This window comes from Streptomyces sp. NBC_00457 (genome assembly GCF_036014015.1).
Taxonomy (GTDB): domain Bacteria; phylum Actinomycetota; class Actinomycetes; order Streptomycetales; family Streptomycetaceae; genus Streptomyces.
In genome coordinates this window covers 9506845-9531371 of record NZ_CP107905.1, presented here as the reverse complement: position 1 = coordinate 9531371, position 24527 = coordinate 9506845, and the positions used below count along the sequence as shown (strand labels likewise).

Annotated in this window: 4 protein-coding genes; 2 read left to right on the top strand and 2 right to left on the bottom strand. The window is 72.2% G+C overall.

Features of this window, described 5'->3' with window-relative positions:
- Together OG828_RS43465 and OG828_RS43460 are read right to left on the bottom strand one after the other, a co-directional pair.
- On the bottom strand, positions 1–210 hold the full coding sequence (locus tag OG828_RS43465) for an MbtH family protein (protein ID WP_210571459.1): 210 nt from the start codon (positions 208–210) through the stop codon (positions 1–3).
- The gene (locus OG828_RS43460; RefSeq protein ID WP_328504275.1) at positions 207–22229 is read right to left on the bottom strand and encodes a non-ribosomal peptide synthase/polyketide synthase; all 22023 of its coding nucleotides are present in this window, start codon (positions 22227–22229) and stop codon (positions 207–209) included. The genes OG828_RS43465 and OG828_RS43460 overlap by 4 nt, the downstream gene beginning before the upstream one ends.
- Before the next feature lie 186 nt (positions 22230–22415).
- Here OG828_RS43460 and OG828_RS43455 point away from each other — a divergent pair, with 186 nt between their 5' ends.
- Both OG828_RS43455 and OG828_RS43450 read left to right on the top strand, forming a co-directional pair.
- Positions 22416–23441 (top strand): FecCD family ABC transporter permease, encoded by a 1026-nt coding sequence (locus OG828_RS43455; protein WP_328505041.1) that lies wholly within the window; start codon positions 22416–22418, stop codon positions 23439–23441.
- A gap of 2 nt (positions 23442–23443) precedes the next feature.
- Positions 23444–24526 carry a FecCD family ABC transporter permease gene (locus OG828_RS43450; protein ID WP_328504274.1) on the top strand — a complete coding sequence of 361 codons (1083 nt, stop codon included), beginning with the start codon at positions 23444–23446 and terminating at the stop codon, positions 24524–24526.
- Position 24527 lies beyond the last annotated feature (1 nt).

Genomic DNA, 24527 nt, shown 5'->3' with positions numbered 1-24527 from the left:
TCAGCCGTCCATGCGCCGCACCAGGCTCTTGGGGCGCATGTCGGTCCAGTTGGCCTCGATGTGGTCCAGGCACTCCTGCCGAGGTGCCGGACCGTGGACGACGCTCCAGCCGGCCGGTACGTCGACGAAGTCGGGCCACAGGCTGTGCTGGCCCTCGTCGTTGACGAGCACGGAGTAGACGCCGTCGGGGTTCTCGAAGGGGTTGGTCATGCCGGTTCCTTTCGTTGGGGGTGCGTTGCCTTCGGCTCTTCGGCAGCCCGGTCCACCAGCGCGCCCAGGGCCCGGAACCAGCCCTCGGCCAGGTCCCGTACGGCCTCCTCGGGCAGTACTCCGGGTGCGTAGGTCCAGTGGGCGGTCAGTTCGGGGCCGTCCGGCAGGTCCTCGGTGAGGGCGTTGACGGTCAGGGCGTGGGACAGCGGCATGCCGGGGTCGGCCTCCAGGTCCGCCGCGTCGGCCTCGGGGGCGTACGACCAGTCCGTGGCCTCAGGGACGCCGAAGCGCCCCATGTAGTTGAACTCGATCTGCGGACGCGCGAGTTCGGCCAGCACCGGTCCGGTCTCGGGGTTGAGGTGCCGGAGCAGGCCGTGGCCGATGCCGCCCGTCGGCGCGGCGGCCAGGTGCTCGCGGACACGCGCCAGGGCCGTGTCGAGAGCGGGTCCCCCGGCGAGCGCGTCGGCGAGGTCCAGCGTGCCGGTGTCAAGGCGGACCGGCACGACGGTGGTGAACCAGCCCACGGTGCGCGAGAGATCGGCCTCGCCCGCCAGCTCCTCCTCCCGTCCGTGCCCTTCGAGGTCCACGAGGACCGCACCGCCGGACGCCGCCCCCCGCCAGTGGGCGACGGCGAGGGCGAGGGCGGTCAGCAGGACGTCGTTGACGCTCGCCCCGAAGGCGGCGGGCACGCGGCTGAGCAGGGGTGCCGTACGGTCCGCCGGCAGGGTGAGGGACAGGTGCCGGGAGGCGGCGGTGACATCGCGTTCCGGGTCGAGGGGCCGCAGCAGCGGGAGGGGTTCCTCGTCGGTCAACACCCTTGCCCACAGCGGTAGTTCGTCCTCGCGGGCGGGGTCGACGGCACGTGCGGCGAGCAGTTCGGACCAGCGCCGGAACGACAGGTCGACCGGTGCGAGCGCGGGCGTCCTGCCCTCGCTGACGTCGCGCCAGGCGGCGGCGAGGTCGGGCAGCAGCACGCGCCAGGACACGCCGTCCACGACCAGGTGGTGGATCAGCAGCAGTAGCCGTCCGGGCGTGTGAGGACCCGCGTCGAACCAGACGCCCTGGATCATCCGCCCGGCATCCGGGTCCAGGCGGCTCTGCGCGGCACGGGCGTGTTCGGCGACCGTTTCCCGGAGCATCGCCTCGTCCGCGCCCCGGACCTCGGCGCGGACCATCCAGGACGTTGCGGGCATGCTGCCCGGCGGCGGCACGTGCAGCGACCACCGTCCGGTCCGCTCCAGCCGGGCCCGCAGCAGGTCGTGCCGGTCGGTGACGGCCTGGAGCACGGCGTGCAGTCCGGCCTCGTCCAGGGCGGCGGGGGTCTGCACGAACGCGGCCTGGTGGTATCCGGCGATCGGACCGCCCAGCTCCCGCAGCGCGTGCATGATCGGCGTCAGCGGCACGGTGCCGGAGCCGTCGTCGTGGGCGGGCCGCGTGAGCTGCGCGGCGTCCAGTTCCACGGCCACGGCGGCCAGCGCGCCGACCGTGCGGTGCTGGAAGACCTGCCGTGGAGTGATCCGCAGGCCGGCCGCGCGGACCCGGCTGACCAGCTGCATGGCGACGATGCTGTCCCCGCCGAGGGCGAAGAAGTCGTCGTCAGCTCCAACCCCTGGCAGGCCCAGCACCTCGGCGAAGCGGGCGCAGAGGGCGCGCTCGACGTCGTTCGCGGGCTCCCGGCCGCCGGTCGCGAGCGTGAACTCGGGGGCCGGGAGCGCCCTGCGGTCGAGCTTGCCGTTGGACAGCAGCGGCAGTTCGTCGAGGACCACGACGGCGGCCGGGACCATGTAGTCGGGCAGCGTCGCAGCGGCGTGGTCCCGCAGTTCGGCGGGGTCGGGGCTCGGCACACCGCCGGCCGGGACGACGTACGCGACCAGCTGCTTCGTCCGCGGCCGGTCCTCGCGGGCGACGACCACGACCTGGCCGACCGCGTCGTGCCGGTCCAACACGGCCTCGATCTCCGCGAGTTCGATGCGGAAGCCGCGGATCTTGACTTGGTCGTCGGCGCGGCCCAGGTATTCGAGCGTGCCCTCGGCCGTCCAGCGGGCCAGGTCGCCCGTGCGGTACATACGGGAGCCGGGTGCGCCGAACGGGTCCGCCGTGAACCGCTCGGCGGTCAGCCCGGGACGCCCGAGATAGCCGCGCGCCAGGCCCGCCCCCGCGAGGTACAGCTCGCCGGTGACGCCCGGCGGCACGGGCCGCAGCCGGCCGTCGAGCACATACGCCCGCGTGTTGCCGACCGGGCGCCCCACCACCGGCCGCTCGCTCTCCCCGATCCGGGCGGCGAGCGCGTCTACGGTCGCCTCCGTCGGCCCGTAGAGGTTGAAGGCCTCCGTGCCGGGCAGCGCGGCCAGTTCGCTCCACAGCGCGTCCGGCACGGCCTCCCCGCCCACGCCCACCACCGCGAGCGGGCACTCACCGTCCTTGATCAGCCCGTACTCCGCCATCTGGGCCAGGAACGACGGCGTCACCTCGATGAAGTCGATGCCCTGGGCGCGGATGGCCGCGGCGGTCAGTTCGGGGTCGCGCCGCGTCTCGTCGTCGAGGATGTGCAGCGCGTGCCCGTCCAGCAGCCACAGCTGCGGCTGCCAGGAGGCGTCGAAGGAGAACGACCAGAAGTGCCCGACGCGCAGATGCCGCCGCCCGGTGCCCGCCTTGGCGAGGTCGTGCAGGGTGCGGCGGTGGCTGTGGAAGAGGTTGACCACGCTGCGGTGGCAGACCACGACGCCCTTGGGGCGGCCGGTGGAGCCCGAGGTGTAGATGACGTAGGCCGGGTGGCCCGGGTCGGGGCCGACCGGGTTGCTGCAGCCGGAGTGCGCGGCCAGTCGTACGACGGTCTCCTCCGCGTCGAGCGCCAGCCGGGCCACCCCGTCGCTGTCCGGCAGCCCCGCGGCGAGTGCCTTGGTGGTGAGGACGAGCCGGGCCCCGGCGTCGTCCAGCATGGCGAGGACGCGCTCGGCGGGCAGGTCCGCGTCGATCGGCAGATAGGCCGCACCCGACTTGAGCACGGCGAGCATCGCGACGATGAAGTCCGCGGTGCGGGGAAGCGCCAGGGCGACGATCTGCTCGGGTCCGGCGCCGTACTCGGCCAGCAGCCGGGCCAACCGGTTCGCGTGGTCGTTGAGTTCGGCGAAGGTCAGCGTCACGGGGCCCGCGACCACGGCGACGGCGTCCGGGGTGGCCGCGGCCTGGGCCTCGAAGAGCCCGGGCACGGTGGTCGGGGCGACGACCGGGAGGGCGGTGTCGTTCCAGGTCTCCAGGAGGGTGTGCCGCTCCTCGGGGGTGAGGATGTCGACGCGGCCCACCGCCTGATCGGCATCGGCGGTCATCGCGTCGAGCAGCCGGACCATCGCCGCGGAGAGCCGTTCGGCGGTCGCGGTGTCGAACAGGTCGGTGCGGTACTCGGCGGTCAGTCGCAGCCGCTGTGCGGGCTCGACGGCCCAGGCGAAGGGATAGTGCGTCGAGTCCCGGTGGTCGCGGACCTCGGTCCGCAGCCCCTCCTCGGCTCCGAGTCGGGCTCCGCCCCCGTCGGGGTACGACTCGAAGACCACGAGCGTGTCGAACAACTCCCCCAGCCCGGCGCCCCGTTGGATGTCGGCGAGCCCGAGGTGCTGATGGGCGATGAGCCTCGACTGCTCGTCCTGGAGCCGGTCCAGGAACGCCGCCAGCGTCTCGCGCTCGTCGATCCGGACCCGTACGGGAACGGTGTTGATGAACAGCCCGATCATCGACTCCACACCGCTCAGCTCCGGTGGCCGCCCGGAGACGGTCGCTCCGAAGACCACGTCGTCGCGCCCGGTGAGCCGGGACAGGACGATGCTCCAGGCGCCCTGGACCAGCGTGTTGACGGTCAGGCCGCGCGAACGGGCGAACGCGGTCAGCGCGTCGGTCGCCTCCGGCGTCAGCAGCGTGGTGAGCGTCTCGGGCACGGCCGGGACCCGACCCGGGTCGGCGGGCACCAGATGCGTCGGCTCCGCCAGCCCGTCGAGCGCCTCCGCCCAGGCCGCCGAGGAGGTACCGGCATCCTGGCGGCCGAGCCAGGCCAGATAGTCCTTGTACGGCACCGGGGCCGGGAGTTCGACTCCCGCGTACAGCTGGGACAGCTCGCCCGACAGCCGTGGCACCGACCACCCGTCGAGCAGCAGGTGCTGGTGCGACAGCACGAGCCGGTACCGCTCGGGTCCGACCTCGACCAGCATCAGCCGCAACAGCGGCGGCTCCGCGGGCTCGAACCGGCGCCGCTCCTGCGCCAGCAAGGAGGTCCACCGCTCCTCACGGGCCGCGGCGTCCAGCTCGCTCAGATCCACGCACCGCCACGGCAGTACGGCCGTATGCGGTACGACCGAGACCGGGCGCCCCGAGGACAGGTACCGGAAGCCGGCCCGGAGGTTGCCGTGCCGGTCCAGCAGCGCCTGCCCGGCCCTCCGCAGCCGTACGGCGTCCAGCGGACCGTCGATGTCGTACGCCACCTGCACGGTGTAGACGTCCGGCCCCGCGTCCCCGGAGTCGAACGCGGCGTGGAACAGCAGCCCCGCCTGGAGCGGCGACAGGGGCAGCACCTCCGCCGCATCGAACCCGGCGACCTCGGCCCGCTCCTCGTCGCTGAGCTCGAGCAGCGAGGCGTCCGACGACGCTGCCTCGCCGTCACCGTCGAGCTCACGGGCCGCGGCGGCCAGCCCGGCGGCGGTCTTGTGGCGGAAGACGTCCCGCGGGCTGACCACCAGCCCGGCCGCCCGCGCGCGTGCGACCAGCTGCATGGCGACGATGCTGTCTCCGCCCAGCGTGAAGAAGTCGTCGTCCACTCCGACGCGGCGGAGATTCAGCACGTCAGCGAAGAGACCGCACAGGAGTTCCTCGCGCGGCGTGCGAGGAAGGGTGTCGGTGGTCTCGGCCTCGAAGTCGGGGGCGGGCAGGGCCCTGCGGTCGAGCTTGCCGTTCGGGGTGAGCGGCAGCGCGTCCAGGGTGACGAAGGCCGCGGGGACCATGTGATCGGGCAGCGCGGCGGCGACGTGCGCCCGCAGCGCGGCCGAATCCGGCGTACGGCCCGGGGCCGGGACGACGTACGCGACCAGTTGTTGCTCGCGGGCGACCACACTGACGTGGGCGACGGTGTCGTGGCGGGCGAGGGCGGACTCGATCTCGCCGAGTTCGATGCGGAAGCCGCGGATCTTGACCTGGTCGTCAGTGCGGCCGAGGTATTCGAGCGTGCCGTCGGGGGTCCAGCGGGCCAGGTCGCCCGTGCGGTACATGCGCGAGCCGGGTTCGCCGTACGGGTCGGCGACAAAACGGTCCGCGGTCAGGCCAGGCCGGTCCAGATACCCGCGCGCCAACTGGACGCCCGCCAGATACAGTTCGCCCGCCACGCCGGGCGGAACGGGACGCAGGGCCGCATCGAGGACGTACACGCGAGTGTTCCACACCGGGCGGCCGATGGAGACGCGATCGGTCACTTCGATGGCGGTGACGTCGACGGACGCCTCCGTCGGGCCGTACAGGTTGTGGAGCTCGGTGGGCGGCAGGGTGGTGTGGAAGCGGGCGGCGAGGTCGGGGGCGAGCGCCTCGCCGCTGCACAGGACGCGGTGGAGGGTGGTGCAGTCGGCGGTGGTGGGCTCGTCCAGGAAGGCGCGGAGCATCGAGGGCACGAAGTGGGCGGTGGTGATGCCCTGTTCCTGAATCACCTCGGCCAGGTAGGCCGGGTCCTTGTGCCCGTCGGGCTTGGCGACCACCAGCGTGGCACCGGTGATCAGAGGCCAGAAGAACTCCCACACCGAGACGTCGAAGCTGGACGGGGTCTTCTGCAACACCCGGTCGTCACCGGTCAGCCCGTACTCGCCCTGCATCCACAACAGACGATTCACGATCCCCGCATGCGGGACGACGACACCCTTGGGACGGCCGGTCGAACCCGAGGTGTAGATGACGTACGCGGGACTCAACGGATCGTAGGCAGAGGGCAGTTCACCGCCAGGACCCTCCGGCAACCCGTCCCGGACCACACACACCGGACGGGCATCCGCCAGCATGAACTCCAGCCGCTCCTGCGGATATTCGACGTCCAGCGGAAGATAGGCCGCTCCGGCGCGATGCGTCGCCAGCAGGGCGACGACCAGCTCGACCGAACGGGGCAGGGCCACGGCAACGGTCCGTTCGGGACCGGCGCCCATCCCGGCCAGCACACGAGCGGTGCGCTCGACCCGCGCGTCCAACTCCGCATACGTCAGCCGCTGGTCGCCGAAGACAAGAGCCACCGCATCCGGCGTGCGGGCCACCTGAGCCCGGAACAGCTCGGGCAGGCTGGTCGCGTGGATCTCCTGCTCGGTGTCGTTCCACACCTCCACGACCGACCGCCGCTCCGACTCCCCCAACACCTCCAGATCCCGCACCGGCACATCCGGATCGGCCGCCACCTGCTCCAGCAACCGCACCAGACGCCCCGCCAGCAGCTCGACGGTTCCGTGGTCAAAGAGGTCGGAGCTGTACTCGATCCAGCCCTGGATACCGGACCCGTCCGGCTGCTCGATGAAGTCGAAGCTCAGGTCGAACTTGGCGCTCTCCTGCCGGAGCGGTTCGCGGTGTGCGGACAGGCCCGGGAAGTCGGGAGTGCTGCCGGGGTCGCCGAGGTAGACGACCATGACTTGGAAGAGCGGGTGCCTGGCGAGTGAGCGGGCCGGGTTGATGGCCTCCACGAGCCGCTCGAACGGCAGGTCCTGGTGTTCATAGGCGGCCAGGTCGGTGTCGCGTACCCGGTCGAGCAGGTCGGCGAAGGTGGGGGTGCCGGAGAGGTCGGTGCGCAGGACCAGCGAGTTGACGAAGAAGCCGACCAGGTCTTCCAGGCGTTCGTCGGCGCGGCCCGAGATGGGTGCGCCGAGGGGGATGTCGTCGCCCGCGCCGAGACGGTGCAGCAGAGCGGCGGTGGCCGCCTGGAAGAGCATGAACATGCTGACGCCACGCCGGTGCGCGAGGCCGCGCAGGGCCCGCGCCAGCTCACCGTCGAGGCTCAGTCCGACGGCTCCGCCCTCGTGGCTGCCCTCTTGTGGGCGCGGCCGGTCGGTCGGGAGCGCCAGCTCGTCGGGAAGCCCGGCCAACGCGTCCTTCCAGTAGGCGATTTGGCCTGCCTGGAGGCTGCCGGGGTCGGTGTCGTCGCCGAGCAGCCGGTGGTGCCACAGGGTGTAGTCGGCGTACTGCACCGGCAGCGGCGCCCACTCCGGCTCGCGGCCCTCGCTGCGGGCTCGGTAGGCGGTGGCGAGGTCCCGCCACAGCGGGCCGTCCGACCACTCGTCGCCGGCGATGTGGTGCAGGACCAGGAGCAGGACGTACTCCTGCCGCATCAGCTCGAAAACGTGGACGCGCAACGGGAGTTCGCGGTCGATCTCGAAGCCGCGCCCGGCCGCCTCGGCCAGTCGGTCGGGAAGGTCTGCCTCGGACACCTGCTCGTGGTGCACCGGCACCGCGACCTCGGGACCGTCCAGGACGAGTTGGTGGGCGACTCCCTCGTGTTCCGGGAAGACCGTGCGCAGGCTCTCGTGGCGGACGGCGAGATCCTGGACGGCGGCGGCGAGGGCATCGCGGTCCAGATCGCCGGTCAGCCGCCAGGCCGCCGGGATGTTGTACGTGGCGCCGGGGCCCTCGATCCGGTGCAGCAGCCAGAGCCGTTGCTGGGCGAAGGACAGGGGCAGCGGCTCCGGCCGGTCGAGCTGAGCGAGTGCCGGTCGTGCCATGCCTCGCCCCGCGGAACCCGCCACGCGCTCGCCGAGCAGGGCCGGTGTGGGTGCCTCGAAGACCGTGCGGACCGTCAGTTCGACGCCCAGCGCCGTGCGGACCCGGCTGACCAGCCTCATGGCGAGGAGTGAGTGGCCACCGAGCATGAAGAAGTCGTCGTCGATACCGACCCGTTCGAGGCCCAGCACGTCCGCGAACAGCCCGCAGAGGATCTCCTCGTGCGGGGTGCGCGGCCGGGCGTCGCTCGTTCCGGTCGTGAAGTCGGGGGCGGGCAGGGCCCTGCGGTCGAGCTTGCCGTTCGGGGTGAGCGGCAGCGCGTCCAGGGTGACGAAGGCCGCGGGGACCATGTGATCGGGCAGCGCGGCGGCCGTGTGCCGACGCAGTTCACCGCTGTCGGGGGTGTGTCCGGCGGCGGGTACGACGTACGCCACGAGCCGTTGGTCGTGCGCGACGACGGCGGCGTGGGCGAGGCTGTCGTGCCGCATCAACACGTCGGCGATCTCACCGAGTTCGATACGGAAGCCGCGGATCTTGACCTGGTCGTCGGTGCGGCCGAGGTATTCGAGCGTGCCGTCGGAAGTCCAGCGGGCCAGGTCCCCTGTGCGGTACATGCGGGAGCCCGGTACACCGAACGGATCCGCCGTGAACCGCTCGGCGGTCAGCCCCGGCCGGTCCAGATAGCCGCGCGCCAACTGGACGCCTGCCAGGTACAGTTCACCCGCCACACCGGGCGGAACGGGACGCAGGGCCGAGTCGAGGACGTAGACCCGGGTGTTCCACACCGGACGGCCGATCGACACACGGTCCGTCACCTCGGCGGCGGTGACATCGACGGACGCCTCCGTCGGCCCGTACAGATTGTGCAGCTCAGCCGGCAGCAGAGCACGGAAACGCTCCACGACCGCCGCCGGCAGCGCCTCCCCGCTGCACAGCACCCGGCGCAGCCCGGTGCACGCCACGGCAGTGGGTTCCTCCAGGAACATCTGGAGCATCGAGGGCACGAAGTGCACGGTCGTGATGCCCTGTTCCTGAATCACCTCGGCCAGGTAGGCCGGGTCCTTGTGCCCGTCGGGCTTGGCGACCACCAGCGTGGCACCGGTGATCAGAGGCCAGAAGAACTCCCACACCGACACGTCGAAGCTGGACGGGGTCTTCTGCAACACCCGGTCGTCGCCGGTCAGCCCGTACTCGCCCTGCATCCACAGCAGACGGTTCACGATGCCCGCATGCGGGACCACAACGCCCTTGGGACGACCGGTCGAACCCGACGTGTAGATCACATACGCCGGACTCAACGGATCGTAGGCAGAGGGCAGTTCACCCCCCGGCCCTTCCTCCGGCAACTCCTCCCGCACCACACACACCGGACGGGCATCCGCCAGCATGAACTCCAGCCGCTCCTCCGGATAATCCGCATCCAGCGGCAGATAGGCGGCCCCCGCACGCTGCACAGCCAGCAACGCGACGACCAGCTCGACCGAGCGCGGCAACGCGACCGCCACCGTGCGCTCCGGCCCCGCCCCCATCCCCGCCAGCACACGAGCAGTGCGCTCGACCCGCGCATCCAACTCCGCATACGTCAGCCGCTGCTCACCGAAGACGAGCGCCACCGCATCCGGCGTACGAGCCACCTGAGCCCGGAACAACTCCGGAAGGCTGCTCACCTCCACCTCGTGCGCCGTGTCGTTCCACACCTCGACGACCGACCGCCGCTCCGACTCCCCCAGCACCTCCACATCCCGCACCGGCACATCCGGATCGGCCGCCACCTGCTCCAGCAACCGCACCAGACGCCCCGCCAGCAGCTCGGCTGTCCCCTCGTCGCACAGGTCGGCCGCGTACTCCAGCAGCAGCGTCAGGCGGTCCGACTCGTCGACGAAGGTGAAGTGGAGGTCGAACTTGGCCATGCCGGTGTCCATGTCGAACCAGTCGGTCGGCATGCCGAGCACGTCGGGGTCGCCGTCGGGGCGGTAGTGGTAGCCGAGCATGACCTGGAAGAGCGGGTTGCGCCCGGCCGTCCGGGGCGGGTTCACGGCCTCCACGACCTGGTCGAAGGGGAGATCCTGGTACTCGAACGCCTCCAGTGCCGACTCCCGTACGCGACTGATGAGTTGACGGAAGGTCGGCTCGCCGGACAGGTCCGTGCGCAGCACGAGCGTGTTGACGAAGAACCCGACGAGGTCGTTCAGCGCATCGTCCGTGCGGCCCGCGATCGGCGCTCCGAGGGGGATGTCGTCGCCCGCGCCGAGACGGTGCAGTAGGGCGGCGGTGACGGCCTGGAAGAGCATGAACATGCTGGTGCCGGTCGTGGCGCACAGTTCGCGCAGCGCCAGGTCCATGTCGGCGGGCAGCTCCAGCCGGACCTTGCCGCCGCGCCCGGTGGGCTCGTCCGGGCGGGGGCGGTCGAGCGGCAGATGCAGTTCTTCGGGCAGGCCACGCAGGGTGTCGGTCCAGTGGGCGAGTTGGGTCTCACCGATCCGGCCCAGCAGGTCCCGCTGCCACAGGGTGTAGTCGGCGTACTGGACCGGCAGCGGCTCCCATGACGGTGCCTGGCCCCGCCTCCGTGCCTGGTACGCGGTGGTGAGGTCGGCGAGGAACGGGCGGTCGGACCACTCGTCGGTGGTGATGTGGTGGAGGACGACGGCCACCACGTGGTCGGCTGGGCCGAGCCTCAACACCTCGCAGCGCAGGGGCAGTTCCCGGCCGAGGTCGAAGGGGCGGCGCTGGGCCGTCTCGATCAGGGCGGGCAGTTCCGCCTCGGTGCAGTCGGCCACGGAGAACGCCGGTTCGGCGTCGGCCGCCGGGACGATCAGCTGGTACGGCTCGCCCGCGTGCTCGGGGAGCACTGTGCGCAGGGCCTCGTGGCGGCCCGCCACGTCCCGTACGGCGGCTCGGAGAGCGTCGAGGTCGAGGTCGCCGTGGAGCCGGAAGACCAAGGGGAAGTTGTAGGCGACGCCGCTGCCGGTGATCCGCTCGACGAGCCACAGCCTGCGCTGGGCGGCGGACAGCGGGATGCGCTCGGGGCGGGCCGCCGGGGCGACGGCCGGGCGGGCGGGGCGTCCGCCGTCCGCGCGGAGCGCGAGCAGTTCGGCGGTGGGTGCCTCAAAGAGGTCGCGGATGGCCAGTTCGGCGCCCAGCTCGGTGCGGGCCCGGCTGATCAGCCGGGTGGCCAGCAGGGAGTGGCCGCCCAGGTCGAAGAAGCCGTCCTCGGCGCCGACTTCGGGCAGGCCGAGCACCTCGGCGAAGAGCCGGCAGAGCACCTCCTCCTGCGGGGTGCGCGGTCCGCGGCCGGTGCCGAGCGCCACGGCCGGTTCGGCGTCCGGCAGGGCACGTACGTCCAGCTTGCCGTTGTCGTTCATGGGCAGCCGGTCGAGGGTGACGAACGCGGCCGGGACCATGTAGTCGGGCAGTTGCTGCTTGAGGTCGTCGCGCAGCCGACGGATCAGGCTGTTGGCGCCGCGCGCGGCGGTCGGCTCGTTGGCGTACGGGGCGGTCCCGCCGCCCGGCCGGTACAGCCCGGCGGTGATGCCAGGTGCCCCTTCGGCGTGGGGCAGGAACACGGCGTCGTAGGTGCCGGGTTCGCGGGACCAGGTGGTCAGGACGCATGCGCCGAGGTCGTGCAGCGTCTCCGGGTCCACTCCCCCCGCTGCTCCCACGCGGGCGTCGGGGATGCCGGTGAGGCGCAGGGGTTCGGTCGTGCGGGCCAGGTCGGCCAGGTCGAGGACGGCGCTGTACTCGACCGACGGGATGTCGTGCAGCCGCAGGTCCGGGTCACCGGCGTACAGGACGGCGTCGTAGCGGTGGCGGGTGAGTTCGTTGTGGTGGTGGGCGCGCTTGGTGCGCAGGTCGACGCCGTGGCCGAGAGTGCTGAAGTAGTCGGGGTCGACGAGGAGTTCCTTCTCCAGGCGCAGGCCGCGCTCGACGGCCCGTTCCAGGCCGTCCTCGGGGACCCCCTTGGCCCGCTGGATCTCCGTCTGGAAGGTGCGGGCGAGCCGCAGGTTGCGGACGTCACCGACGAACAGGGCGCCGCCGGGGGCCAGGAGGCGCATGGCGCCCTGGATCACCGAGGTCAGGTAGTCGACGCTCGGGAAGTACTGGATGACGGAGTTGATGACGATGGTGTCGAAGTAGCCGTCGTCGGGCAGGCCGCTGAAGTCGTCGGCGGGCTGGGCGCGGAGGGTGACCTTGGCGGCCAGTTCCGGGTCCTGGCGCAGCTCTTCGCCGATCTTGCGGATGACGGGGGCGGCGAAGTCGGTGGCCCAGTAGGCCGCCGCCTCGGGGGCCAGCCTGGACAGGAGCAGGCCGGAGCCGACGCCGATCTCCAGGATCCGGCGGGGCCGCAGGGAGCGGATCCGCGCGACGGTGGCCTCACGCCACTCGTGCATCTCCTCGAAGGGGATGGGCCGGCCGTCGTACGAGGAGTCCCAGCCTGCGTAGTCCTCGGTGAAGACGGCGGTGCTGATCTCCTCGTACTCGTCGGAGTAGATCTCCTGCCACTCACCGACCTGGTCGCGCTCGGCGGCGTCCCGGTCGTCGCCGGTGAGCCGGGCGGGGACGACATAACCGACGAGCCGGTCGTCGCGGACGAGCACGGCGGCGTGGGCGACATGCGGGTGCCGGGCCAGCGCGGTCTCGATCTCGCCGAGCTCGACGCGGTAGCCGCGGATCTTGACCTGGTCGTCGGTGCGGCCGAGGAAGTCGAGGTTGCCGTCAGGGCGGCGACGAACCAGGTCTCCGGTGCGGTACATGCGCTCGCCGGGTGCGCCGAACGGGTCGGCGACGAACCGCTCCGCGGTCAGCGCGGGCCGGTCGAGATAGCCGCGGGCCAGGCCGATACCGGCGATGTACAGCTCGCCGGGCACTCCTTCGGGCACCGGGCGCAGCCAGGCGTCCAGGATGTGGGCGCGGGTGCCGCGGATCGGTCGGCCGACGGTGGGGGTGGCGCTGTCGAGGGTGCCGCCGCCGAGCGTGTTGATGGTGTACTCGGTGGGCCCGTAGAGGTTGTAGCCGTACGTTCCCTCCGTGTCGCGGAGCCGGTTCCACACGGTCTCCGAGACGGCCTCGCCGCCGAGCAGCACGAGCGGCGGGCGGTGTCCCTCCAACAGGCCCTGCTCGATGAGGAGATGGGCGTAGGTCGGGGTGACGTTCACGACGTCGACCCGATGCGTCTCGCAGTACGCGACCAGGGCCTCGGCGTCGCGCCGCAGCTCCTCGTCGCAGATGTGCACCTCATGTCCCTCGACCAGCCAGAGCAGTTCCTCCCACGACATGTCGAAGGCGAACGACACGGTGTGGGCGATACGCAGCCGCCGTCCGCCCGCCGAGGCGATGGCCGGTTCGAAGATCTCCCGCTGGTGGTTGAGCTGCATGTTGGTCAGCCCGCGGTAGGGCGTGACGACGCCCTTGGGGCGGCCGGTCGAGCCGGAGGTGTAGATGACGTACGCCGGGTGTTCCAGGCTGAAGGTCCGGCGGGCCAAGTCGCCCGGGCAGGCGGCCAGTTCGGCGGCGATCGCCGGGTCGTCCAGCAGGACCCGCGGAGTGTCGGAGGGGGTCAGGCGGGCGGACACCTCGGCGTTCGACAGCAGCATGGCCGGGCGGGCGTCGTCGAGCATCGCGGTGAGCCGGTCGTCCGGGTAGTCCAGCTCCAGCGGCAGGTACGCGGCGCCCGTGCGCAGGACCGCGAACAGCGCGACGACCATCTCCAGAGAGCGGGGCAGGCCGAGGGCGACGACCCGCTCGGGTCCGGCGCCGCGGGCGAGCAGCAGATGGGCCATGCGGTTGATGCGGGCGTCGAGTTCGGCATACGTCAGCATCTGGTCGCCGAAGACGACGGCCGTGGCGTCGGGGGTGGCCGCGGCCTGGTCCGCCAGCAGGTCGGCGATGGTGTCCTCGGGGTCGGGCACCCGGCCTTCGGCTCGCTCGCGCTCCAACTCCCGGTGTTCCGCGGGCAGTAGGGGGTCGAGCCCGCCGACCGGGGCATCGAGGTCCTGGGTGAGCCGGTCCAGGAGCAGGGTGAAGCGGTCGAGCAGGGTCTGGGCCTGGGGGCGGGCCACGACATCGGCCCGGTGGGTCAGGGTGACCTGGATGGAGCAGCCCGGGGTGACCACGAGGTTGACGGGATAGTGGGTGGCGTCGACATTGGCGACGGCCGTGGCGCCGTGCCGGTCGCTCAGCTCGGCGAGCCGCTCCTCGGTGTCGCTGTTGCGCAGTACGAAGAGCGTGTCGAACAGCCGCCGGTGCCCGGTCTCGGCCTGCAGCACGCCCAGGCCGAGGTACTCGTACGGCATCACGTCCAGCCGCTCGTCCTGGATGCGGCGCAGCAGCCCGAGCACCGGTTCGGAAGGGTCGTAGGCGATCCGGGCGGGGACGGTGTTGAGGAACATGCCGATGACGTTCTCGATCTCCGGCACCTCGCTGGGCCGGCCCGCGACGGTGGTGCCGAAGACCACGTCGGTACGTCCGGTGGCGCTCGCGAGGGTCAGGCCCCAGGCGGCGTTGAGGACGGTGTTGAGGGTCAGCCCGTGCCGCCGGCCGATCTCGCGCAGCCGCTCGCCCACCGCATCGGGGAGCGAGGCGTCCAGGCTCTCCGGGATGTCGGGTGCGAGGCCCTGGTCGGTGGCGGCGAGCAGGGTGGGTTCGTCGAGTCCGGCGAGGGCGGTCCGCCAGGCGTCGGTGGCGACGGCGGTGTCCTGGGCCTCCAGCCAGGTCAGGTAGTCGCGGTAGGAACCGGGGGCCGGCAGGGCACTCGCGTCGCCTGCGGACTCGTACACGGCGAAGAGCTGGTCGAGGAAGAGCCACGCGGACCAGCCGTCCCACAGCAGGAGGTGCCGGCCGACGATCAGCCGGTCGCCGCGCTCGGTGCCGAGCCGGACGAGCAGCATCCGGAACAGCAGGGGCCGGGTCAGGTCGAAGCGGCGGGTGCGCTCCGCGTCCGTCAACTCCCGTAGCCGTACGTCCTGTTCGGCGGCGGTCAGCTCGGACAGGTCGATCTCTTCGAGCGGGATCTCGGGATCGCGCACGATGAACTGCACCGGCTGGCGCAGCCCTTCGCTGGTGAATCCGGCGCGCAGGCTGGGGTTGCGCTCCAGAAGCACGCGTACGGCGGTGCGCAGCCGGTCGGTGTCCAGGGGCGTGGCCAGGTCGAAGGACTCGTGCACGGTGTAGACGTCGAGGACGCTGTCGTCGTACGTGGAGTGGAAGAACAGGCCTTCCTGGAGCGGGGCCAGCGGCCAGATGTCCTCGACGGGGTAGGGGCTGAGCCGGTGGACGCGCTCGGTCTCCTCGGTGGTGAGGGCGAAGGACGAACGCAGCTCCCGCGCGGCGGTGACCGGTGTGGCCGCCGCGGCGAGGGCGGCGGGCGTGCGGTGTTCGAAGACGTCCCGCGGTCCCAGGTCCAGGCCCGCCCGGCGGGCGCGGCTGGAGACGCCGATGGAGGTGATGCTGTCGCCGCCGAGCATGAAGAAGTCGTCGTCGATGCCGACCTCGTCGAGCTTCAGCACGGCGGCGAAGATCTCGGTGAGCACACGTTCGTTCGCGTTGCGCGGGCCGCGTGCCTCCGCCCGTACGGCCTGTGGTGCGGGCAGCGCGGCTCGGTCGAGTTTGCCGTTGGGGGTGAGCGGGAGGGCGTCGAGGAGGACGTAGGCGCCGGGCATCATGGGGGCGGGCAGTTCGGCGGAGAGGGCGGCCTGGAGGTCGCCGGGCAGCGGCTGGGCATCCCGGGGCGGGACGACGTAGGCGACGAGCGCGCCGGCGGTGACGGTGACCGCGGACTGGGCGACGGCGGGGTGGCGGGCCAACGCGGCCTCGATCTCGCCGAGTTCGATGCGGTTGCCGCGGATCTTGACCTGCCGGTCGGTGCGGCCCAGGTACTCGATCACGCCGTCGGCGCGGCGGCGCACGAGGTCGCCGGTGCGGTACATGCGGGTACCTGGCTCGCCGTACGGATCGGCCACGAACCGCTCGGCGGTCAGGCCGGGCCTGGCGTGGTAGCCGCGGGCGAGTTGGACGCCCGTCAGGTACAGCTCGCCCGGTACTCCGTCGGTGACCGGGTGCAGGCAGGAGTCGAGGACCCGCAGGCCCGTGTTCCACACCGGGTGGCCGATGGGCACGGTGGTGTCCGCGGCGCCGTCGTACGCGTGGTACGTCACGTCGACCGCGGCCTCGGTGGGGCCGTACAGGTTGTGCAGCGGCACGCCGGTCAGTTCCCGCCAGCGGGCGGCGGCGGCGCCGGGCAGGGCCTCGCCGCTGCTGAAGACGCGCCGCAGGGACGCGGCCCAGACCGGGTCCGCGGTGATCTCCTCGGACTGGAGGAAGGCCTCCAGCATCGACGGCACGAAGTGCAGCGTGGTGATGCCCTGTTCCCGGATCAGCCCGGCGAGATAGGCCGGGTCGCGGTGTCCGTCCGGGCGAGCGAGGACCACGGTGGCGCCCTCGCACAGCGCCCAGAAGAACTCCCAGACGCTGACGTCGAAGCTGGCCGGGGTCTTCTGGAGCACCCGGTCGTCGGCGGTCAGCTCGTACTCTCCCTGCATCCACGCGAGCCGGTTGACGATGGCCCGGTGAGTGACGACGACACCCTTGGGGCGGCCGGTGGAGCCGGAGGTGTAGATCAGGTAGGCCGGGTCGTCGGGGTGCGCCGGGGTCGGGCGGACGTCGGGAACGTCCCCGGATGGGGCGTCGAGCAGCAGGGTTTCGACGCCCGGGGATTCTGGTTGCGCCGGGGCCGGACGAGCGGCGGGTACATCCGCCGCCGGGCCGTCCAGCAGCCCCTCGAAGCCGGGAACTTCCGATCGCGCCGGAGCCGGGCCGGCACCGGGCACATCCCCCGCCGGGCCGTCGAGCGGCAGCGCTTCGAGGCCGGGGACGTCCGGGAGCCGGGTGCCGGTTACGGTGACGACCGTCGTGGCGCCGGAGTCGGTCAGCATGTGGGCCACGCGGTCGGCGGGGTAGTCCACGTCGACCGGCAGATAGGCGGCGCCGGACTTCAGGACGCCGAGCAGCGCGACCATCAGCTCGGCCGATCGTGGAATGGCGACGGCGACGACCGTGCCCGGACCGGCGCCCCGCGCGGCGAGCCGACACGCCAACTCTCCTGCGCGAGCGTCCAGTTCGCGGTAGCTGAGGGTCTCGTCCTCGTAGGCGACCGCGAAAGCCTGCGGGGTGCGGGCCGCCTGCGCTTCGAAAGCCGCCGCGAGTGTCGTGTCGGGGACCTGACGCCGCTCGCCCGTCAGGTCGGCGTCGGAGAGCTCCTCGGCCGACAGGAGTTCCAGGTCGGCGGCGGTCTGTCGCGGGTCCGTGGCCACGGCGTGCAGGATGCGGGAGAGCCGGTCCGCGATCCGGCGTACGGCCTCGGAGTCGAGTCGGCCCGCGTGGTATTTGAGGCGCAGGTCGAGTCGGCGGCCGGGCTTGACGATCAGGGCGAGCGGATAGTGGACGGCGTCGTGGAACTCGTGGCCGGTGAGCCGCAGGGTGCCGCTCGGGTCGGCGAGGCCGTTCGCATGCGGGTAGTTCTCGAAGACGACGAGGGTGTCGAAGAGGTCGCCCGCGCCCGAGAGGCCGGCGAGGCGCTGGAGTTCGGCGAGTCCGAGATGCTGGTGGTCCAGCAGCCGGGCCTGCTCGTCCTGCAAGCGGGCGAGCAGGTCGGCCAGGGTGTCGGCGGGGTCCCAACGGAAGCGGGTCGGCAGGGTGTTGATGAACAGGCCGACCATGGACTCGATGCCCTCGACCTCGGCGTCGCGGCCGGAGACCGTGGTACCGAACACCACGTCCTCCCGGGCGGTCAGCCGCCCTACGAGCAGGCCCCAGGCACCCTGGACGACGGTGCCGAGCGTCAACCCGTGCTCCCGGGCTCGAGCCGCCAGTCGCGCGGTCACCTGCTCGGAGAGCTCGACGCGGATCTGCGCGGGCTCGACGGGCGCCCCGTCGGCGGGCGTCTCGACCAGCCGGGTGGGCTCCTCGACTCCGGCGAGCGCGGTACGCCAGGCCGCACGCGCGGCATCCCGGTCGGCGGCGGCCAGGCGGCGCAGATAGGCCTGGTACGGCGCCGGTTGCGGCAGCTCGGCTGGAGTGTCCCCGTAGCAGGCCATCAGCTCGCGGTGCAGCACCGGCAACGACCAGCCGTCGGCCACGATGTGATGGAACGTCAGCAGGAGCCGGCTGCGGTCCCCGTCGAGCCGGACGAGTGCGCAGCGCATCAGGGGCGGGCGGGCGAGGTCGAAGCGGCGGGCGCGCTCGTCGGCGGCCACCGCCTCGGCGAGCTGTTCGCGGACGTCGGCGGCCTGAGCGGAGAGGTCCACGTCGCGCCAGGGCAGCTCCAGCCCTCCGGCGACGATCTGCACGGGCTGCCCGTCGCCGCGCCGACGGAAGCAGGCGCGCAGCGGGGCATGCCGGTCCAGGACGCGCTGGGCGGCCCGGCGCAACTGCTCGCCGTCCACCGGTCCCGTCAGTTCGAGGGCCTGCTGGACGACGTACGCGTCCCGGTCGGCGCCGTCGAGGACCGAGTGGAAGTAGAAGCCCTGCTGGAGCGGGCCCAGCGGCAGCAGTTCCTCGACGGTGACCGGGAACTCTCCCTGGAATTCGGCGAGTTCGTCGGCGGACAGGTGGACGAGCGGGGCGTGGTCGTCGGTGTTCTGCTGTACGACCTCTCCCGCCGCCTCGGCGAGTGCGGCGGCCGTGCGGTGCCGGAAGACGTCGCGGGAGCTGAGCCGCAGCCCGGCCCGGCGGGCGTGGACGAGGAGCTGGATGGCGGTGATGCTGTCGCCGCCGAGGGCGAAGAAGTCGTCGTCGATGGTGGCCGAGCGCAGGCCGAGCACGTCGGCGTAGGCCGCGCACAGGAGTTCCTCGCGGGCGTCCCGTGGCGGACGGCCCGCGCTGGCGGCGCCGTAGTCGGGGATCGGGAGCGCGGAGGCGTCGAGCTTGCCGCTGGGGGTGACGGGGAGCCGGTCGAGGGGGACGACGGCCGCGGGGACCATGTACTCGGGCAGTTTCTCCGCGACGTACGACCGCAGTGCCCGCATCAGGGAGTTGACCTCGCGGAAGGGCGCGGGGCGGTTGGCGTGCGGGGCGGTGCCGGACGGCCGGTACAGGGTGCCGCCCGGTAGGTCGCCGGGGGCGAACACGATGTCCAGGCTGCCGTCGTCGGCCGCGCCGTTCCAGGTGATGGCGGTCCGGTAGCCGTACCGGGCGCCGAGCGCGTGGAAGACCTCGGGGTCCGGGGCATCGGCGGTACGGCTGCTGTCGTCGAGGGCGGACAGCGCGGCCAGGTCCTCGGCGAGGCGGGCGTTGGGGACGGCGGTGACCCTGAGCGGGGTGGCGCCGCCTTCGGCCAGCCGGGCTTCGAGTGCCACCTGCCCGCTCCACGGGATCTCGTCGAGGTCGGCCCGCACCGGGGCCTGGGCCCGTCGGCGCAGCACCACGTCGTACCGGTACCGCGTCAGCTCGTTGTGGTGGGCGCCCCGCTTGACCTGGATCTCGGCGTCGAAGCCGTCGAGGGCGGCGAAGTAGTCGGGGTCCAGGAGGAGTTCGCCCTCCCAGCTGATCGACCGCTCCACGGCCGCCCGCAGGGCCTGCTTGTCCTCGGGGTCGTCCGCGCGCCGGGTCTCGACGGCCGTGCGCAGGCAGCGCAGCAGGCGGGCGTTGCGCACGTCGCCGACGAACAGGGTGCCGCCGGGTGCGAGCAGCGTGTCGACGGCGCGGATGACATCCGTGAGGTAGTCGGCGCTCGGGAAGTACTGGGCGACGGAGTTGAGGACGACGGTGTCGAAATGGCCCTCGGGCAGTCCGCTGACGTCATGGGCGGGCCGCGCGCTCAGGCGGACCCGGTCGGCGAGCTCCGGTACGGCCTCGACCTGGGTCCGCAGGGCACGTACGGCCTCTTCGGAGAGGTCGGTGCCCCAGTACTCCGCACAGCCCGGCGCGATACGGCTGAGGATCAGGCCACTGCCGACGCCGATCTCGAGGACCCGGCGGGGCGCCGAGCGCGCCGCTGGATCTGCCGTGATGGGCCGTCGTCCGACCGCGGCGCCATTGTGGCTGGTCGCGCAGTTCCCCGCGCCCCTTTGGGGCGCTGTCGAACCGTAGCCGACTTCGCCACCTAGCTCCTCGATGCGGGCGACGGTCGCCGCGCGCCACTCGCGCATCTCCTCGACGGGGATGGGCAGTCCGTCGTACATGCTGTTCCAGCCCGCGAAGTTCTCGCGGATTCCATGCTCGCGGTCGCCCTCGGATCCGGCCGCCGCGTACAGGAGTTCGTGGAGGTCCTTCCACTCCCGTACCTGCTCGGTCGTGTCGGGGGCCGTGGCGCCGTCCAGTGCTGGGACGACGTACGCGGCGAGCCGCCGGTCGCCGGGGCGGTCCTCGCGGACCACGACTGCGGCCTGGTCCACAGTCGGATGGGCGCGCAGGACGGACTCGATCTCGCCGGGTTCGATGCGGAAGCCGCGGATCTTCACCTGGGAGTCGGCGCGGCCGAGGAACTCCAGGCGTCCGTCGGCCTTCCAGCGCACCAGGTCGCCGGTGCGGTAGAGGCGTTCGCCGGGCGCCCCGAACGGGTCGGCGACGAAGCGTTCCGCCGTCAGGTCGGGCCGGCCGAGGTAGCCGCGGGCGAGCCCGGCGCCGCCCAGGTACAGCTCGCCGGGGACGCCGGGCGGGGCGGGCTTCAGGCGGGCGTCGAGGACGTAGGCCCGGGTGCCCGGGTCGGGGATGCCGATGGGCACGATGGAGCCGGCCGGGATGTCGGGGTCGCACAGGCCGAGGGTGGAGTTGGTGGTCGCCTCGGTGGGGCCGTACGCGTTGAACATCATCCGGCCGCGGGCATAGCGGCCCACCAGCTCCGGCGAGACCCGTTCGGTACCCGCGAGCAGGGTGGCGGGCGGCAGTTCGACGTCCTCGGGCATGGCGGCGAGCAGCGCCGGCGGGAGGATCATGAAGGTGATGCCGTGTGCGTGGGCGTAGTCGGCGAGCGGCGTGCCTGGCACCCGCAGCTCGCTCGGTACGACGACGAGCCGGCCGCCGGACAGCAGGCCGAGGCACAGGTCCCAGAACGCCACGTCGAAGCTGGGCGAGGCGAACTGCAGCACCCGGCTGTGCGGACCGATCCCGAACCGCTCGGTCTGCGTCGCGACCAGCTTGGCGACGCCCGCATGGGTGAGCACCACGCCCTTGGGGCGGCCGGTGGAGCCGGAGGTGTAGATCACGTAGGCGGAGTTGGTGACGGACAGTGTGCTGAGGTCCGGTCCCTGCGCCGAGTGCTCGGCCAACTCCCGAACGGTTTCCGGGGCGTCGAGGACCACGACGTCCATGCCGTCGCAGGGCGGGATGTCCGCCGCGACCTCGGCCGTGGTGACCAGGCAGACCGGGGTGGCGTCGGTCAGCATGTAGGCGATGCGGTCGGCCGGGTAGTCGGTGTCCACGGGCAGATAGGCGGCACCGGACTTCAGGACGGCGACTTCGGCGACGACGAGTTCGGCGGAACGCGGCACAGCGAGGGCCACCACGCGCTCGGGTCCGGCGCCGCGAGCGATCAGGGCGTGGGCCAACCGGGCCGCGCGCTCGTCGAGTTCGGCGTAGGTGAGGGCGGTGTCCTCGAAGACCAGCGCGATGTCGTCCGGGCGGACGCGGACCTGCTCGGCGAACATCTGAGGCCAGGTGCGCAGCGGGACGTCGTGGTCGGTGTCGTTCCACTCCCGCAGGACGCGGTGGGTCTCCTCGGCGCCGAGCAGCGCCAGTTCGCCGACGGGGACGTGCGGCCGGGCGAGGCCGTCGGAGAGCAGGGTGGCGTAGTGATCCGCCATGCGCCGGGCGGTCGCTGCCTCGAAGAGATCCGGCCGGTACGTCACCAGGACGTCGCCCGCTCGGACGTCGAGCGCCACGTCGAGGCAGCCGTCGCGCATGCCGCCGTACGCCGTGTTGAAGAACAGTCCGCCGCCCCGGGTGGGCTCCGGTCGCAACCCGTCGATCAGCGTGGTGAGTTCGATCCGGTGGGTCCGGGCCTGCTCGGTCGCCTCGCTCACGCGGCGTACGAGCTCCGCGAAGGGCGTGCCACCGTCCAGGGCGATCCGGAGGGGCAGGCCCTCATGGCCGAGGGTGATGTCGTGCCCGCCTCCGTAGCGGTGCAGCAGGGCGACATAGGCGGCCAGGAGTGTCGGGGCGTCGGCCGTGACGTCCAGCGGGCGGCTCAGGGTTCGGCGTTCGGCGTCGGGCCGGGCGGGGTAAGGAAAATCGGCGGGGAGGGGGGTCTCCAGCGGGAGGGGATCGAGTTGCCGCTGCCAGAATGCGGCGGCTGTCTCGTCGTCGGTACCGGACACACGTTCTTCGAAACCGGACACTGGTGACCGCGCCTCCAGAGTGTGGAACCGGCTCAGCCGGAGGACCACGGTGATACTAAGGTAAGCATTACCTAACCAAAAGACCCCTGTCTGGGCCGACCTGTTATCGACCACTAGGATTAAGGTCTGCCTAACCTAAGGGAGTTGCCCGTTGGAGACCGCACGGTGACGCGGGGCAGAAGGGTTCGCCCTGTTCTCCTCGTCGCATCGCTGGGCGTGGTGCTGCTCGCGCTCTGTCTGCTGTCGCTCGCCCTCGGCGCCGCCAGCATTCCGCCGGACCAGGTCGTGCGCGCGCTGTTCGGTGACGCACCGAGCCGGTTCGTGGACAACGTCATCTGGTCGGCACGGGTGCCCCGCACCGCGCTCGGACTCACCGCGGGGGCGGCGCTCGGGCTGGCCGGGGCGCTGATGCAGGCCCTGACCCGCAATCCGCTGGCCGACCCCGGAATCCTGGGAGTCACCGCGGGTGCGTCCTTCGCCATCGTGCTGGCCGTCGGCGTGCTGGGCCTCGGCTCGTTCTACGGGTACGTCTGGTTCGCCTTCGCCGGTGCGCTCGTGGCGAGCGTCCTGGTCTTCCTGCTCGGCAGGCTCGGCCGCTCGGGTCTCACCCCGGTCAAGCTGGCACTCGCCGGCGTCGCGGTGACCGCGCTGCTCAACTCCCTCACCAGCGCCATCGCGTTGACCGACCCGGACGCGCTCGACCGCTACCGCTTCTTCACCGCCGGCTCGATGGCCGACCAGGACGGGGCGACCGTACTGCGGATCCTGCCCTTCCTGGCCGTCGGCGCCGTACTCGCCCTCGCCGCCGCGCCCGCCCTCAACAGCCTGGCCCTCGGCGAGGACGTGGCGGCATCTCTGGGACGGCGGGTCGGCCTCATCCGGCTCGGCGGCGTCACCGCGATCACCCTGCTGACCGGAGCGGCGGTGGCGGCCATCGGCCCGGTCGTCTTCATCGGCCTGGTGGTCCCCCATGTCGCCCGTGCGCTGGCCCAGTCGGCGGGTATCGGCCCGGACCACCGCTGGCTGCTGCCGCTGTCCGCGGTGCTCGCGCCGAGCCTGCTCCTCGCCGCGGACATCATCGGCCGGGTGATCGCCCGGCCCACCGAGGTGCAGGCCGGGATCGTCGTCGCCTTCATCGGCGGACCGTTCTTCATCGCCCTGGTCAGACGGCGCAAGCTCGCGGAGGCATGAGGATGACGACGACCTTCAAGTCCCTTGCGGCGAAGTCCCGTTCCGCGCCGGTGAGGACCTACCGCCTGACCGTGCCGCCGCTGTCCGGCATCATCCGCCCCCGTCTGGTGGCGCTGTGCGCGGTCCTCGGTGTCGGCACTTTCTTCCTCTTCTGCTGGAGCCTGACGATCGGCGACTACCCGATCGCCTTCACCGACGTCGTGCGGGCCCTGGTCGGCTCCGGGGACCCCGGCACCGTGCTCGTCGTCCAGGAACTGCGGCTGCCCCGCTCCCTGGTCGGACTGCTGGTCGGCATCGCGTTCGGTGTCTCCGGCGGGCTGTTCCAGACGATGACCCGCAATCCGCTGGCCAGCCCCGACATGATCGGCCTCACCCAGGGCGCGGGCACCTTCGTGGTAGCGGGCATCGTGCTGGGCTGGGACGGAGGCCTCGGCACGCAGGCGCTCGGCCTGCTCGGTGCGCTGACCACGGCCCTGCTGGTGTACGCCCTCGCCTGGCGCCGCGGCACCACCGGCTACCGGATCATCCTCATCGGCATCGGCGTGGCCTGGATCTGCACGAGCGCCACCGACTATCTGGTGGCCAAGGGCGGCCGGTTCCAGGCCCAGGCCGCGCTCGGCTGGCTGGTGGGCAACCTCAACGGCCGTACGTGGTCCCAGGTCGGCCCCCTCGCCTTCGCGCTGGCGGTCCTGCTGCCGACGGCGCTGCTGCTCGGCCGGCTGCTGCGCACCCTCCAGCTGGGCGACGACGTGGCCACCGGCCTGGGCACGCGGGTACAACCGGTGCGCCTGGCCATCCTCCTCAGCGGAGTCGGCCTGATCGCCTTCGCCACCGCCGCCGCGGGCCCGATCGCGTTCGTGGCGCTGGCCGCGCCGCAGATCGCCCAGCGACTGGCGGGCACCGCCTGGCCGCCCACCGTGGCCTCGGGACTGACCGGGGCACTGGTGGTCCTCGGCGGCGACCTGATCGCCCGTACGCTGTTCTCCGGCACGGAGTTGCCGGTCGGAATCGTCACGGGCGTGCTCGGCGCGCCCGTACTGCTCTGGTTGCTCGTCCGCGCCAACCGCGCGGGTTCAGGAGGCTGAT